Here is a 14,108-nt window from a genome sequence, read left to right on the forward strand (position 1 = left end):
AACGGAGAGCTGTTGATGAGAATTCTCTTGGTGGATGACGACGTTTACACTCTGGATATTTTAACGACCTTTCTGGAAAAAACCATTCAGTCAGATATTTTGAGTGTTGCAACAAAAAAGGAAGCAGTTGAGGCTTTGGAAAGAGAGAATTTTCTTTTTGTTATAACTGATATTAAGCTTGAAGATGGCAGCGGCTATGAAATCCTCGAAAAGTCTAAGCAGAAAAATGTATTAACACCTGTTATCGGCATCACGGGTTATGTAGATGAGCTGGAAGACACATATATGTCGATTAATTTTGATGTGCTTATCAGAAAACCTCTTCATTTGCAGGATTTTTTGAAAAAACTTAATGAGGTAAACAGTAAGTATTTTCAGGTATTTTTTTACGGTTCATTCAGTGAATTCAGAGAGGCTTCGCCTGAAACATCTGATAAAAAAATGGTGGTTTTTACTACGGAAGAGTATGCCGTTGATGTGCAGGAGTATTTGGGAGAAAAGCAGTTAAATTCTTTCGGGGTTGTTGTCCCCGGATTTATTTACAGATCGAAAGTTTTTGAGAGCGGTATCATGACGATGTTTATTTCAAAAAAGGCAACAGAGTTAAAACTGTGTGACTCGGCTAGTCTTCTTGATTCTGATCCGGAAGGCACTAAATCACACCTGATTTTTTACGATGTCTGCACACTGGATCTGGACGAATTCTGCGACAAGTATGGAAAAAAGCTGGAAAACAATTATGTTTTGGGTGTTGGTTGTGGCGACAAGTATTTGAGAAGGGGCCCTGCTCTTTTTGACAAAAAAGGTTTCCATGACAAATCCTGTCTGGTGATCAGTACCAGCCGGCGTATTTATTCCGAAAGCTTTTTAGGGCTTAAGACGAAGGGGGAGCCGTTAACTGTAGAAAGAGAAGGGGATATTATAAAAAAAATAAATGGAGAAAACGCCGGGGAGTATTATTTGCAGTTTTACCAAACTTGCGAAAAAAATTCTGTCAGTGATATTTATCAGATTGGAATAAAATATCCTTTCGGTTTTTTTGATGAAGATAAAAAGCTTACTGTACGTGTCCCAGTTGATGCCTCTGAAAAAGGATTTCGGTTTATAGGGGGATATACAACCGGCAGCAAAAGTTATATTTTGCAATATGATAAAAACAGGGCAATGGACAAGCTGGATGAATTGTTAAAGGATTTCCGGATTAAAGAACGAATTGACGTGCCTGTGATAACTTATTGTTACGGAAGGTATATAGGAAATAGAGAAACTTTCTCCCTTTTTGAGCTTAAGAAAATATTTGAACATTTTCCTGATACCAATTTCGGTTTTTTATCTCACGGCGAGATTATAAGCGGTAAGAACGACAAATACAAAATGCAAAACTATTCAGTTATTTTATCCAATATCGAGGTTTAAATGTTTGAAGGACTTGTTTCTGTTTTCGATATTACTCCCAAAGATTTTGAGAGAAGAAATTATATCTATCGTCTGGTTAAAAAAAACAAAAAACTTATATCAAAAGAATTCTATGAGTTTTTGAATGCAAACAGCTATACAAATGCATTTTTGGGAAGTAAGGAGAGGATAACCAGGCTGTCTAAAACTCAGGAAGAATTTCAGGAGAATCTTTTCTCAATGGATTTTGATGATTTGATTCCTTATATTTACAATGTGGGTTTGATTCATTACCGCATTAACCTTGATAATACTTATGTTATTTCAGCGCATTCTCTCCTTAAAAATATTTATACAAAGATTTTGTATCATGAAGACATATCCAATAAGTTTGACATTCTTATTACAATTGAAAAATTTCTGAGCTTCAGTCTTGGTGTGATGGTTTGGAGTTATTATGAAAAAAGCGATGTGTGCATATTTGATATTAAGCACATAAAAAACTTCCTGGAATCCATTACCGATCTTAAAATTATACATAAAACACTACTTGATGATTACATCAAAAGCTTTAAACAAGGCAGGAAAGAATATGTTTATAATTCATTGAAGAATTATAAGCTTTGCCAGTTCCATGTGACTTTGACAAAATATCAGTCTTTGTACAGGTTCCAGGATATTGTGGATATAGAAAGCATTATAGATGCGCATAAGAATATTCATGAAAAAGGGGCGAAGTATTTTGAAGACTTTGAAAACGGAGAAATATCAGCCGAAAGATTTATAAAAAAATTACGCCAGCTCAGCTCTGACTTCACTGATGAGTTAGAACAGTTGACACAAAAATTTATTTTTAATCAACCCGAAACTATTACAGTTGATTTTATAAACCTTATCGGAGACATAATAAGGCTCAATTATAAAAGTGAGCTGACCGGACTTATTGAAGATTTCAGAAATTATCTTTTGAATTTCAATTATCTGGTTAAAGAAGTCGTCTTTGTGAATGAGCAGCATGAAACAAAAAAAAATGAAATAATTTTTCGTCTTTTTCTGGATTCACAAAGCTATACACTGTGTATAAAGCTCTATGATAAATCTGCAAAACCTCTGCTTCAGACCATTGTTAAAATCAGTGGAGATTTATTCCAGGAACTCTACACCATGCACAAACAGGAAAAAAGACTGGGTGAGCTGGCAGATCAGGTATCAGAATCAGACCATATGAAAACGCTTTTCATTGCAAATGTCAGTCACGAAATAAGGACACCTCTAAATTCAATACTCGGTTTTGCTCAGCTGATACAGATGAAACAGAATATAGATGAAACAACAAAAAAGTATGTTGCCAATATTATTGAAGCCGGTAACAAACTTTTGGATCATATAAATAAAGTAATTGATTTTGCCAAACTCGAGAGCGGTAAAATGATAATTAATATGAAAGAGGTGACGCCAAAAACTTTTGAAAATAAAATACGTTCGATAATTTCTCCGCTGCTGCGTGAAAAGAATCTTACGTTTAATTCTGATTTTTCCGGTGATTTTACTGTGAACGTTGATGTTAAGCTTATTGAGGATGTTCTGATAAATCTGATTTCAAATGCAATTAAGTATTCCGATGAAGATTCTCAGATTGATGCAGGGTGTTACAAAAAAGGTGAAGTGTGCCGGTTCTACGTAAGGGATTACGGACAGGGAATCAGCCGCGAACATGTTAAAAAAATATTTTCACCGTTTTATCAAGTTGATAAGGCATATAATAATCCTGTAAAAGGTTCCGGTCTCGGCCTAGCCATTGTCAAGTCTATCGTGGAGAAACATGGGGGTAATATATGGGTTGACTCAGAGCCGGGAAAGGGTACAGTATTCTGGTTTGATATTTCCGGATAAAAAAGGTTTTAAAGTATTAAATAAATAGATATCAATTTTTTTTTAAAAAGGTTGACAAATAAGCCGATTTTTTTTATAAGTTATTCACTTTTAATGGGGTGTAGCCAAGCGGCAAGGCAGCGGATTTTGGTTCCGCCATTCGGAGGTTCGAATCCTCCCACCCCAGCCATTATTAAAATATGCGAAAAATTCCTATAATAAAAACAATTGTTATCAAGATCGGCAGCAATATTATAACCGACCAGATAAATGGCATAAACCAGACCTTTATTTCCGAATTATCCGGGACAATTTCTCGTGTGAAAGAATTTTCCGAGAATGTTGTTATAGTCTCTTCCGGCTCAGTAGCTGCGGGTTTTCGCTGTCTCGGATATAAATCCAAACCTGAAGATATAATTGACAAACAGGCATGTGCAGCGGTTGGCCAAACCAGGCTTATCCGTCTTTACGAAAAGGAATTCAGTAAAAATAATATCAATGTCGCCCAGATTCTTTTAACCAAAGATGACTTGTCAAACAGAAGGCGCTACCTCAATGCAAGATACACAATAAGAAAATTGCTTGAGCACGGAAGCATACCGATAATAAATGAGAATGACTCTGTGGTGGTTGACGAGTTAAAATACATAGAAAGTTTCGGTGACAATGATAACTTATCAGCCCTTGTTGCCGGTCTCATTTCGGCTGATATGCTTCTGATTTTATCTGATGTGGAGGGACTTTTTGATAAAGACCCCACAAAATATGATGATGCAAAACTTGTGAGCGAAGTAAAATATGTCAATAATGAGATGCTTAATTACGCCGGTGACTCGGTTTCGGGTATAGGTACGGGCGGAATGAAGTCCAAGATTAAAGCAGCTAAAAAGGCTTTGGATTCCGGATGTTATGTGGGAATAATCAATGGCAACTCCACAGAAAATGTTTTGAAATTTTTAAGAGGAGAGGAAACAGGAACTTTTTTTTCACATATTGAGGATCCGAAAAATAAGAAGAAATTATGGCTTGCCTATGCTACTATACCCAAAGGTGATATGGTGGTTGATGACGGTGCTGTTAGAGCTGTCAGAATAAATAAAAAATCTCTGCTTCCCTCGGGTATTGTGGATGTTTCCGGTAAGTTTGGTATTGGTGATGTTGTTAGAATTGTAGACAAAAACAAAGTGGAAATTGGAAGAGGTAAGGTGCGTTACTCCCATTTTGATTTAAAAAAGATTATGGGGAAGAAAACCTCTGAGATTTATGATATTCTCGGCTACAAATTCAGCGATGAAGTGATTCATAGAGACGATATGGTACTTGAAATTACTTAGGAGGTGCCTGTGGAAGATTTTATGAAGTTGAAAAATGCATCCAAGATTTTGATGACTAAAAATACAGCTGAAAAAAATAAGGCTCTTGAAATTCTTGCAGATAAACTGCTGCAAAACAAAGAACTGATTTTCACTGAAAACAAAAAAGATGTCGATAATGCAGTGGAGATGAAACTCTCTCCCGCTTTGACGGACAGGCTTGTTATAAACGAAAAGCGTCTGAATGCTATGGTGGAAGGAGTCAATGAAATAATTGCTCAGGATGACCCTGTTATGACCGTTGAAAAGGGGTATAAAAGACCAAACGGACTGTTAATTCATAAGGTTAGAGTTCCTCTTGGGGTAGTTGGGATAATATATGAATCCAGACCCAATGTTACAGTTGATGCTGCTGCTCTTTGTATTAAATCAGGGAACTGTGCTTTTTTAAGAGGAGGCAAAGAGGCCCGTTACAGCAATACTTTGCTTGGTAAACTTATCAGCGAAGCACTTTCAGAGGCTGGTTTGCCGGCAGAGTGCGTAAAGACTGTTTATGATCCGGATCGGAATATCCTTCATTCAATGCTTAAAGCCAAAGAATATATTGATATAATCATACCCAGAGGTGGAGAAGGATTGATAAGCTACGTGACAGAGCATTCCCTTATTCCTGTTGTTAAACATGATAAGGGTTTATGTCATGTTTACGTTGATGAGTCGGCAGATATCGATATGGCGGTTGATATAGCTTATAATGCTAAAGTTCAGAGACCTGGAGTCTGCAATGCGATGGAGACTCTTCTTCTGAATAAGAAGATATACAGGGAAGTTCTGGACAAATTAATGCCTGAGTATGAAAAAGCCGGCGTGGAAGTGAGAGCTTCTGCTGATATTGCTGAAATATACAATACAAAGCATGCATCGGAAGAAGACTGGCGCACAGAATATCTTGATTTGATTCTTTCTGTTAAAAGTGTTGAGAATATGCAGGAGGCGATTGATCATATTAATCAATATGGATCCATGCATTCGGAAGCTGTGGTTACCTCTGACTATTCAAGGGCAATGGATTTTATGAATTCAGTAGACGCTTCTGCTGTATATGTAAATGCCTCAACACGGTTTACCGATGGTGCGGAATTCGGGTTGGGAGCTGAGATAGGAATCAGCACCCAGAAGTTGCACTGCAGAGGCCCTATGGGAGCATACGACCTCACCACATCCAAATATATGATTTACGGGCACGGACATATTAAGGAGTAATATTTGAGAAAGATCGGTCTTTTCGGGGGGACTTTCAACCCAATTCATATAGGGCATATAAAATTAGCCAGGGATGTATATTCATCATTCGGAATGGATGAATTTATTTTCATTCCTTCAAAGATTCCGCCGCATAAAAATTTAGGTTCCACTGGTGCAAAAGACAGGTTTAATATGGTGAAAAGTGCCGTGAGCAGCCTTGATTCACACTTTCAGGTTTCAGATTATGAAATTAACCAGAAAGGTGTCTCCTATACCTATAGGACTTTGATGTATTTCAGAAAAAAATTCCCTGATGATCAGCTTTTTTTTATTGCAGGAAGTGACATATTTGCCACAATAAATACCTGGAATAACTGGAGAGAGTTGTTTGACCTGGCAAATTTTATTGTGGTAAACAGAAAAGAGATGCCTTTTAGTAAGATGTTTATGGAAATTCCTGAAGAATTGTTAAAAATAATTAGACATAAAGATACATTTGAAGGATGCAAAGCAGGAAGGATTGTACTGCATACGATGCGTGAAATAGATATATCCAGCACTGAGATAAGAAAAAATCTAAAAGAGAAAAATTTTGAATTTTTTCTGCCCAAAGAGGTTTCGGAATATATTGAAAAAAATGATTTATATTTGGAGGTATAATGGAAGAACGAGAGTTGTTGAAAAAGATTGTCGGTTTGCTTGATGAGAAAAAAGGAGAGGATATTGTAGCTTTTAAAATCAATGAAGTTTCTTCTCTGGCAGACTATATTTTAATTTGTACCGCAAATTCTGAAGTTCACGGCCGGGCTCTTGCAGAAACATTGATTGAAGAGATGAAGAAGAAAAGAGTTTCATATATAGCTGTTGAAGGCAAAGAAAATTCCCAATGGATATGTGTGGACTATGGTGAGATAATTGTTCACATAATGACTGCCGCATCCCGGGAGTTTTATCATCTGGAATCAATATGGGGAGCATGCGAAAAGATAACTTCTGAGAATATGGATTTAGGCAAATAACAATTTTTTCTTTCAATAAAACAATGTTTTTCCTTGAAAAATATTCTGCTTATCCTATAATTACCCATAAATACTTAAATGGCTGAATTGCAATATTATGATAGAAAAATTTTTGTTTAAAAAGAATATATATAATAAGAATACTGATCCTGTTAATTCTTACGTTCTCAGGCTGTGTGAAATGGTTAGAAAGAACCGCAGCCTTGAAGAGCTGATTCAGGATGCCGAATTTTCCGTGGTGGATACTGAGACCACAGGTCTGGAAATAGCAATGCAAGAGTGATTAACATAGCTGCAGTCAAAGTTAAGAATTTTAAAATAGTTGATTTTTATAACGCTTTTATTAATCCACAGATGAAGATTCCTCCTTCTTCAATAGATTGGCACGGGATTACCGATGATATGGTAAAAGATAAGCCTATAGCAATTGAGGTGATGCCGGAATTCCTGAAGTTTGTCTCTGATGATCCTATTGTCGGTCATCATATCGGTTTTGACGTAAAAATGATAAATAAGGAGCTTGGAGAATTTTTCGGGTGCAAACTGGAAAATTATACAATTGACACTATGCTTCTCTATTCAAATGCCATTGTAAGAAAAGATACACACGTAAGCCTTGATTATCTGTTTGATGTTTATAATGTGGTCTGCACAGGAAGACATACGGCCCTCGGTGATGCTCTGGCGACAGCTGAGGTTTTCAATAAGATTATCTACCAGGCAAATAAGAGCTTTGATACTGTCGGGGATCTTTTTAACATTCAGAAGGAAATCAATCAGAATCAATAGGCTTTAATTTACTGTATTTAGACATGATTTCTGAGACATAACTCTTTGTTTCTATAAAATCAGGAACAGAATGATTTTTATGGACATGCGAAGGACCAGCATTATAGGCAGAAAGCGCCAGCTCCAGCTTTTTGAAAGTTCTTTTTTGTATTGAAAAGTATTTAACGCCTGCAGCAATATTTTGCTCTGCATCAAAAGGATCGGTATATTTCATATCGTTAAATGTAGCCGGCATTATCTGCATCAAACCCATTGCCCCCGTGCGTGAAATTGCAAACTGATTGAATTCCGACTCCACTTCCACCATTATTTTTATAAGCTCCGGATCTACATTATATTTATTTGAGTAAGTGTTAATTAAAGATATGATTTCTTTTTTTGATGCTTTGTTTAGAAAAATACCTGATTTGAAAATAATATGTTTGCTTAACAGGTAGCAGCTGATTGTCCGGGTTTTCAGATGAAACGGATTGATAAGCGATTTTGGGTTAAAAGTCGTTAGAAATGAACATGCATTTATTGTTAAAATAAAAATTAAGAATGCATAAAGAATTGTTTTGTATATTTTTGTGAGCATATCGGAATATTTCACATAATGACTGCATAGTCAATATCTATGAATCTGTCGGATCTTTTTATATCTTTTTTACCAGAAAATATGCTCCGGCGATGAACGTGGGGATACCCAGCAGGGTTATTCCAATGAAATCTGTGAAGACATATTCAAAGCCTAAACCTTTTAAAATCACATCAAAAGATCCTTCTAAATAATATTTCAGCGGGGAAATATAAGTGAGTTTCTGAAATAAGACTGGCATACTTTCATATGGTGTCCAGGAACCGGATAGAAAAAGCATAGGAAGAAGCACCATTATGGTAATTTGGGACACCTGAAGCATATTCTTTGATATAGAAGAAATCAGCATGGATATGCCTGAAGCTGTGAATACATAAAAACTGGTGAGCAGGAGAAAAAGGATAAAGCTTCCCTCAAAAGAAACATTGAGAATACCCTCAATTATAAGATAGGTTGCCGCCGTTGTACCGGCTATGGTGATAAGGCTCATCGCAATAATTTTTGAAAGTAGGAATTCCTGCATTTTTAACGGAGAGATGATAATCATTTCGATATTACCGTTTTCCTTCTCCCTGGTGATTGCTGAGGCTGGGAGTATCAATGCCAGAAGTGTAATCACAGAAAAAAGCTCGGTGATTGTCATAAATATTCTGCTGTCGGCATTAGGGTTGTATAAAAATCTCTCTCTTATGTTAATGACGGGCGGGTCTCTTGTTGAGTCGGTTATGCCTGTGTAATCAATTACGAAATCGTTTAAGATTCTTGTTGCATAACCGCTGAAAAGATAGCCGGAAGTACTTTCCGTACCGTTTATAAACATGGCTATTTCAGGTGTTTTTCCCGATTTGATGCTTTTACTGAAATCTTCGGGGATAACAATAACACCCACTGCCATGTCACGCATAAGCAGATTTTCAACTTTATCTTTGTTCTGTAAGTACCCCTGAAAACTGAACCAGGGCTCTGTGAATTCAGATATCATTTGCCGGGAAATTACAGACATATCTTCATCAACCACGTAAAATTTGGCATTTTTAAGGGTTAAGTCTATACCATTTGCAGAGATATAAAGGTCTGCAGTAAAAAGGTAAATTACAAAAATAAAAAGACCTTTATTTCTGACGAACTGTAAAAGCTCTTTGTAAATAAGTACAAACAGTCTCATTTTTCATACTTCCTGAATCTCAACACACAACACGCAATGAGTGCAAAATAAAAAGTAATAAGTATAATTGAGTGATTAATAAACAGTTTCATATTTACGCCTTTTAAAAAGAACATTTTGACAATATTAAGGTAATAGTATGTGGGAAAAAGATGAGCCACGACGTATGCCTCGTTTGTCATTGAGCTGACGGGTGCAATATAGCCTGAGTAGAGAAAAGCCGGAATAATACATATAATTGCTGTTCCAACGACTGCGGTAACCTGTGTGTTTACAAAAGTGGATATTAGTATTCCCAAAGCAGTTGAGACAAGTATATAAATCATCGACGAAAGTGTGAAAAGTAGAAAATTACCTTTAAACGGAACCTGAAAAAGGAATATGATAAGTAAAAACAGTATCAGATAATTTATCACGAAAATTGTAAATCCGAACATCTGTTTGCTTAAGATAAACTCCAGCTTTGAAATGGAAGATGTGTATATATTATAAATGGAGCCTGACTCCTTTTCTTTTACAATGAGCTGTGATGAAATCATGGCAGAGCCGAGAAACAGGGCGATTGCCAGTACACCGGAAGTTGTCACATATTTCTGTTTCATCTCTTCGTTGAACCAGTATCTGACTTTCAGATTAAGGGGGGAATATTTAATACCTTTATTCTCCAAAATATCCAGATTGAAATCTGATACTATGGCCTCGGCATAGCTTGAGGATACGGAAGCTCTGTACGGGAAGACCCCGTCCTCCATAATTTGAATATTAGCACTCCTGTTTTGTTTTAAATTATCGGAAAAATTTTCCGGGATTACAATCAGTGTTCTGATCCTGCCTTTGTCAATCAGTTTAATGCCCTCATCCTGGGATGAGACATAACCCTTAAATGAATAATAACGCTTGTTTTGTGAAAACTTGGATACAAGTTCTCTGCTCAAGACACTTTTGTCGTAATCAAGCACGGAAAAGGGAATATTTTCCACATCCATAGCCATTCCGTAACCGAAAATTATAAGGATGGTAATAGGCATGAAAAATACCATTATCCTGGAAATTTTATCCCTTCGCAACTCTTTAAGTTCTTTGATGTAAACAGCTGCCATCTTGTTAATATTCATTTTGGGTTATACTCACAAATACATCGTCCATTGTAATTTCTCCCTTTTTGTAATTATAATTTATTTTAGGAAGGATGGATTTATCTTTTACGAAAAATTTTACTTTACTGCCGAAAATATCCGTTTTTATATTTAGTTTCTTCAAACTTGCCGCTGTTTTGAACGGATTTGTTGTTTCTATTTCATACGGTTCGCCGGCAATCTCTTTTGTTTTCTTTTTAAGCGATTCCGGCGGACCCATTCCTGTTATTTCACCTCCGCTCATCAGACTGATTTCATCGCAGTATTCAGATTCTTCGGTAAAATGCGTAGTCACTATAGCGGTTGTGTTTTTTTCATAGGAAAGATATCTGATAAGCTGCCAGAATGTGTCTCTTTCTGAAGGATCTACACCTGAAGTGGGCTCATCAAGAAATATTATAACCGGATCATGTATAATTGATGTCATGAGGGCGAGTCTCTGCTTGATGCCTAAGGGGAGTTTATCCACAATATCGCCTGAATAATTATGTAAATTCCCCAGCTGCAGCAAGTCATCTATTTTTTTGTTCAGTTTGTCGGATGGTATTTTTCGGATGGATCCCGCCAGGTAGATATTTTCATAAACGGTCAAGTCGCCGTACAGTGAAAATTTTTGGGACATATAACCAATATTTTCCTTAATATTTGAACTTGGAGTATTGATTTGAAATGTTCCCTCTGTCGGGGTCAGCAGTCCGAGTATTATTTTTATCAGAGTTGTTTTACCTGCGCCGTTGGGACCCAGCAGACCGAAAATCTCTCCGGTTCGAACTGACGTTGTAATGTTTTTCAGTGCATAAAAGTTACCAAAGCGTTTGCTTATATTTTCAATACTGCATATCTGCTTTTTGTCTTTATCCGATTTTGAAGATGAAAATGAAAAATTCAGTTTTCTGCTTCCTATTGTGCTGAGTATAGTGTCTTCCAGCCCGGCACTTTTTTTGGTGGAATTTTCTATTATGCCGTTTTCTGCTTTAGGGCTGTATGAGAAGCTGTTTTTTCCCAATTTAATAAAATTATATTTATCACCTTCAAGTCTGCTGTATTTTTGCAGGAAATCGTTCCGGGAATAACTGTAAACGTTTGGCGCTTTTTTTAAAAAATCATCATGTTTTCCCAGAAAAATAATTTTACCTTCATGCATTACCGCTATTTTCGAACCGCGCTCGGCTTCGTCAATATAAGCTGTGGACACGATAACGGTTAACCCTTCATTTTCAATGAATTCGTTAAGGAGCCCGTAAAGCTCTCTTCGTGATATAGGATCCACCCCAGTTGTGGGTTCGTCAAGTATTATAAGCCTTGGCAGATGAATTAGTGAGCAGCAAATTCCAAGCTTTTGTTTCATTCCACCGGAAAGTTTAAAAGTCTGTCTTTGTGTAAATTTCTCAAGGCCGGTTATTTTCAAAAGCTTATTTTTTCTTTTCGTTATCTCTTTTCTTCTCAGCCCGTGCAGATTTGCAAAGAAGTCGATATTTTCTTCCACCGAGAGATTGTGATACAGATTCTGACCCAGCCCCTGAGGCATAAAAGCTATTTTGTCTTTGAATCTTTCAGCTTTGCGTTTGTTTTTGAAATCTTCACCAAATACCTTTACACTGCCTTTGTCAAAGTCAAGTATTCCGGCAAGGATTTTTAATGTTGTGGATTTTCCTGCTCCATCTGCACCCACCATACAGAAAAGGGAGTTTTCCTCTATTGAAAACGAAAGTCGGTTTATTGCATTTTTCTTTTTGTAAGATTTAGATAAATCAGTTATTTCTGCAATCTTCATTTGATATTGATAAAACAGTCAGCCGGCATCCCCGGCTTTAATATATTTTTATCATCCGCAATTTTCATTTTTATTAAAAAAACCTGTTTGACACGCTCCCGTTTTGTCTGAACTTCTTTCGGAGTAAATTCAGCCTTATCACTGATATAAATCAGTTTAACCGGGAATTTTTCATCGGGAAGTCCGTCTACTTTCAGATATCCTGTGTCTCCAAGTTTTACTTTTGAAAGGTCAGGTTCGGGGAGGTACCCTCTGAAATACTTATTTTCAGGGTTGTATGAAGATAAAACAGGCTGACCCGCGGCAACAATCTCACCTTCATTTACATATTTTTCCATAATGATTAGATTATCGGGTGATTTTAATGTGGCATCAGAGAGTTTGTCTTCCACTTCTCTAAAAGCTTGTACTGCTTTAATGATATTGTTTTCTGCAATTTTTATTTCTTGCTTTGCTACAGAAATTCTGCTTTCAGTTGAGCTTATCTCTTTATTCAAAACCTTGATTTCGTCCTTTCTGGACTTTGCAAGCTTAAGATTCTCTTTGGCTTTTTCAATATCGCTTTCAGCTATTGATATCAGTGCTTTTTGAGCTTCCAACTCACTTTTTGTGATATTTTTCAGTGTGAAAATTTCATCATATTTTTGTTTAGAAACAGCACCTCTTTTATAAAGATTTGAAATTCTTTCATAATCTTTTTCTATTTTATCCAGATGGAATTTTATTTTTTCATAGGCAGCTTTTTCTGCACTAAGTTTTTTTACTGCGCTTTCTAAGTTTTGTTCTGCAATTCTTATACCGGTTTCAATATTTTTTGTGAGTAAATCTCGTTGTATTATAAGTTTTTCGAGATTTAATTGGTATGATGCCAACTTTTCCTTCTTGGTTTTAAGAATATTCCTTGCATTTTGTATTTCAATTTTGTACCGCTTGACTTTAGCTTTCAGCCCTTCGGAGTTAAGGCTTGCAACAAATTCGTCTTTTTTCAGCAGGTCTCCCTCATCTTTTACAAATTCTTTTACCTTACCGGGCATTGTGAATCCCAAATCTATCTCATCAGCTTCAATTCGACCACTTATTTCAAGAATGTTGCCAGGAGGCTGTTTGTGATAGTCGAAAAGAACAGCGCTTACAATAACGATAAAAATTAAAATAAAGACGGTTAGTAACGCCTTTTTCCCCAATTTAACCTCCTTATAAATAATTAATTATAGCACGGGAAAAGGATTTTTTTAAGGGAAGCTTACGGCTGTCCCAATTTATTGGTGAGATAGTGAAATGGAGAAGTAGAAATTTGTTGAATAGTGTATTAGTATATTGGTTAATTTGTGTAGTGGTTGATTGGGCATTTAACACTGAAAGTTGAACCCTGAACATTGAACTTAGAACTTTAAACGTTTCTTATTACGCATTACGGTCTTTACCCATTACGCATGCTGTTCCTGCTGCTGTGATTAACTGTCTTTATTAAAGTATTTATCGACAAAAGAGTGGTCGTATAATCCGAGAGCTTCCCTCTGCTCTTTATATTCATCGATGAATTTATTTTCCAGATTTTGAAGCTTTTTGTATTGGTTTTTATGATTTTGAATATCCGTTTGAAGTTTTCCCTGAAGTTTTTTTAAAGTTTTCTTTTTTTTTCTTTTTAATTTTTTTTGAAGTTTTGATTCAACTTTTGAAAGGATTTTTTCTTTTCTCCTGATTAATCTTTTTTCTTTTTTTATATACTGACGTGTCAGCTCAATTTTATTCCCGTACATTGAGAGTGTATCGGCTTTCATTTTATTGATTTCGGTTTCCAGTTGTGATAGGTCCATATTAAA

Annotated in this window: 14 protein-coding genes and 1 tRNA gene; 9 read left to right on the plus strand and 6 right to left on the minus strand. The window is 36.2% G+C overall.

The window, feature by feature from the left end:
* Positions 1 to 15: 15 nt before the first annotated feature.
* The 9 genes from UMU13_RS06745 to UMU13_RS06785 all read left to right on the plus strand — a co-directional run bounded on the left by UMU13_RS06745 (position 16) and on the right by UMU13_RS06785 (position 7,633).
* On the plus strand, positions 16 to 1,416 hold the full coding sequence (locus UMU13_RS06745; RefSeq protein ID WP_328218007.1) for a response regulator: 1,401 nt from the start codon (positions 16 to 18) through the stop codon (positions 1,414 to 1,416).
* Positions 1,417 to 3,288: an ATP-binding protein gene (locus UMU13_RS06750; RefSeq protein ID WP_328218008.1), complete on the plus strand. Its 1,872-nt coding sequence runs from the start codon at positions 1,417 to 1,419 to the stop codon at positions 3,286 to 3,288.
* A gap of 94 nt (positions 3,289 to 3,382) precedes the next feature.
* Positions 3,383 to 3,457: transfer RNA gene (locus tag UMU13_RS06755), tRNA-Gln, on the plus strand.
* A 10-nt stretch (positions 3,458 to 3,467) separates the two neighbouring features.
* Entirely contained in the window at positions 3,468 to 4,601 is a 1,134-nt protein-coding gene (gene proB / locus UMU13_RS06760) for a glutamate 5-kinase (RefSeq protein ID WP_328218009.1), read from the plus strand.
* A gap of 21 nt (positions 4,602 to 4,622) precedes the next feature.
* A complete protein-coding gene (locus tag UMU13_RS06765) occupies positions 4,623 to 5,843 on the plus strand; it encodes a glutamate-5-semialdehyde dehydrogenase (RefSeq protein WP_442902139.1) in 1,221 nt (406 codons plus the stop codon).
* Positions 5,844 to 5,846: 3 nt separating this feature from the next.
* A complete protein-coding gene (gene nadD / locus UMU13_RS06770) occupies positions 5,847 to 6,485 on the plus strand; it encodes a nicotinate-nucleotide adenylyltransferase (protein WP_328218012.1) in 639 nt (212 codons plus the stop codon).
* Positions 6,485 to 6,844: a ribosome silencing factor gene (rsfS, locus tag UMU13_RS06775; RefSeq protein ID WP_328218014.1), complete on the plus strand. Its 360-nt coding sequence runs from the start codon at positions 6,485 to 6,487 to the stop codon at positions 6,842 to 6,844. The genes nadD and rsfS overlap by 1 nt, the downstream gene beginning before the upstream one ends.
* A 97-nt stretch (positions 6,845 to 6,941) precedes the next feature.
* Positions 6,942 to 7,127 carry a hypothetical protein gene (locus tag UMU13_RS06780; protein ID WP_328218016.1) on the plus strand — a complete coding sequence of 62 codons (186 nt, stop codon included), beginning with the start codon at positions 6,942 to 6,944 and terminating at the stop codon, positions 7,125 to 7,127.
* Positions 7,124 to 7,633: a 3'-5' exonuclease gene (locus UMU13_RS06785; protein ID WP_328218018.1), complete on the plus strand. Its 510-nt coding sequence runs from the start codon at positions 7,124 to 7,126 to the stop codon at positions 7,631 to 7,633. Before UMU13_RS06780 ends, UMU13_RS06785 begins: the two co-directional genes overlap by 4 nt.
* On the opposite strand, the gene UMU13_RS06790 is transcribed toward UMU13_RS06785, so the two are convergent.
* The 6 genes from UMU13_RS06790 to UMU13_RS06815 all read right to left on the minus strand — a co-directional run bounded on the left by UMU13_RS06790 (position 7,617) and on the right by UMU13_RS06815 (position 14,102).
* Positions 7,617 to 8,210, minus strand: coding sequence for a lytic transglycosylase domain-containing protein (locus UMU13_RS06790; RefSeq protein WP_328218019.1), 594 nt, complete (start codon positions 8,208 to 8,210; stop codon positions 7,617 to 7,619). The two genes, UMU13_RS06785 and UMU13_RS06790, sit on opposite strands and share 17 nt — an antisense overlap.
* Positions 8,211 to 8,268: 58 nt before the next feature.
* A complete protein-coding gene (locus UMU13_RS06795) occupies positions 8,269 to 9,375 on the minus strand; it encodes an ABC transporter permease (RefSeq protein WP_328218020.1) in 1,107 nt (368 codons plus the stop codon).
* Positions 9,372 to 10,490 (minus strand): ABC transporter permease, encoded by a 1,119-nt coding sequence (locus UMU13_RS06800; RefSeq protein WP_328218021.1) that lies wholly within the window; start codon positions 10,488 to 10,490, stop codon positions 9,372 to 9,374. Before UMU13_RS06800 ends, UMU13_RS06795 begins: the two co-directional genes overlap by 4 nt.
* Positions 10,480 to 12,285, minus strand: a complete 1,806-nt coding sequence (locus UMU13_RS06805; RefSeq protein WP_328218022.1) for an ATP-binding cassette domain-containing protein — start codon at positions 12,283 to 12,285, stop codon at positions 10,480 to 10,482. Before UMU13_RS06805 ends, UMU13_RS06800 begins: the two co-directional genes overlap by 11 nt.
* Positions 12,282 to 13,469: an HlyD family secretion protein gene (locus UMU13_RS06810; RefSeq protein ID WP_328218023.1), complete on the minus strand. Its 1,188-nt coding sequence runs from the start codon at positions 13,467 to 13,469 to the stop codon at positions 12,282 to 12,284. The genes UMU13_RS06805 and UMU13_RS06810 overlap by 4 nt, the downstream gene beginning before the upstream one ends.
* A 270-nt stretch (positions 13,470 to 13,739) precedes the next feature.
* A complete protein-coding gene (locus UMU13_RS06815) occupies positions 13,740 to 14,102 on the minus strand; it encodes a hypothetical protein (RefSeq protein ID WP_328218024.1) in 363 nt (120 codons plus the stop codon).
* Between the last annotated feature and the right edge of the window lie 6 nt (positions 14,103 to 14,108).

The sequence above is a fragment of the Flexistipes sp. genome (assembly GCF_036172515.1).
In the GTDB taxonomy this organism is placed as follows: domain Bacteria; phylum Chrysiogenota; class Deferribacteres; order Deferribacterales; family Flexistipitaceae; genus Flexistipes.

Bases quoted from the DNA above. Each gene is read 5' to 3' on its own strand.
- UMU13_RS06750 (WP_328218008.1), top strand. From the start codon at position 1,417: ATGTTTGAAGGACTTGTTTCTGTTTTCGATATTACTCCCAAAGATTTT.
- UMU13_RS06800 (WP_328218021.1), bottom strand. From the start codon at position 10,490: ATGAATATTAACAAGATGGCAGCTGTTTACATCAAAGAACTTAAAGAG.
- UMU13_RS06815 (WP_328218024.1), bottom strand. From the start codon at position 14,102: ATGGACCTATCACAACTGGAAACCGAAATCAATAAAATGAAAGCCGAT.
- UMU13_RS06780 (WP_328218016.1), top strand. From the start codon at position 6,942: ATGATAGAAAAATTTTTGTTTAAAAAGAATATATATAATAAGAATACT.
- UMU13_RS06790 (WP_328218019.1), bottom strand. From the start codon at position 8,210: ATGCTCACAAAAATATACAAAACAATTCTTTATGCATTCTTAATTTTT.
- proB (WP_328218009.1), top strand. From the start codon at position 3,468: ATGCGAAAAATTCCTATAATAAAAACAATTGTTATCAAGATCGGCAGC.
- UMU13_RS06765 (WP_442902139.1), top strand. From the start codon at position 4,623: ATGAAGTTGAAAAATGCATCCAAGATTTTGATGACTAAAAATACAGCT.
- UMU13_RS06745 (WP_328218007.1), top strand. From the start codon at position 16: ATGAGAATTCTCTTGGTGGATGACGACGTTTACACTCTGGATATTTTA.
- UMU13_RS06805 (WP_328218022.1), bottom strand. From the start codon at position 12,285: ATGAAGATTGCAGAAATAACTGATTTATCTAAATCTTACAAAAAGAAA.
- UMU13_RS06795 (WP_328218020.1), bottom strand. From the start codon at position 9,375: ATGAGACTGTTTGTACTTATTTACAAAGAGCTTTTACAGTTCGTCAGA.
- rsfS (WP_328218014.1), top strand. From the start codon at position 6,485: ATGGAAGAACGAGAGTTGTTGAAAAAGATTGTCGGTTTGCTTGATGAG.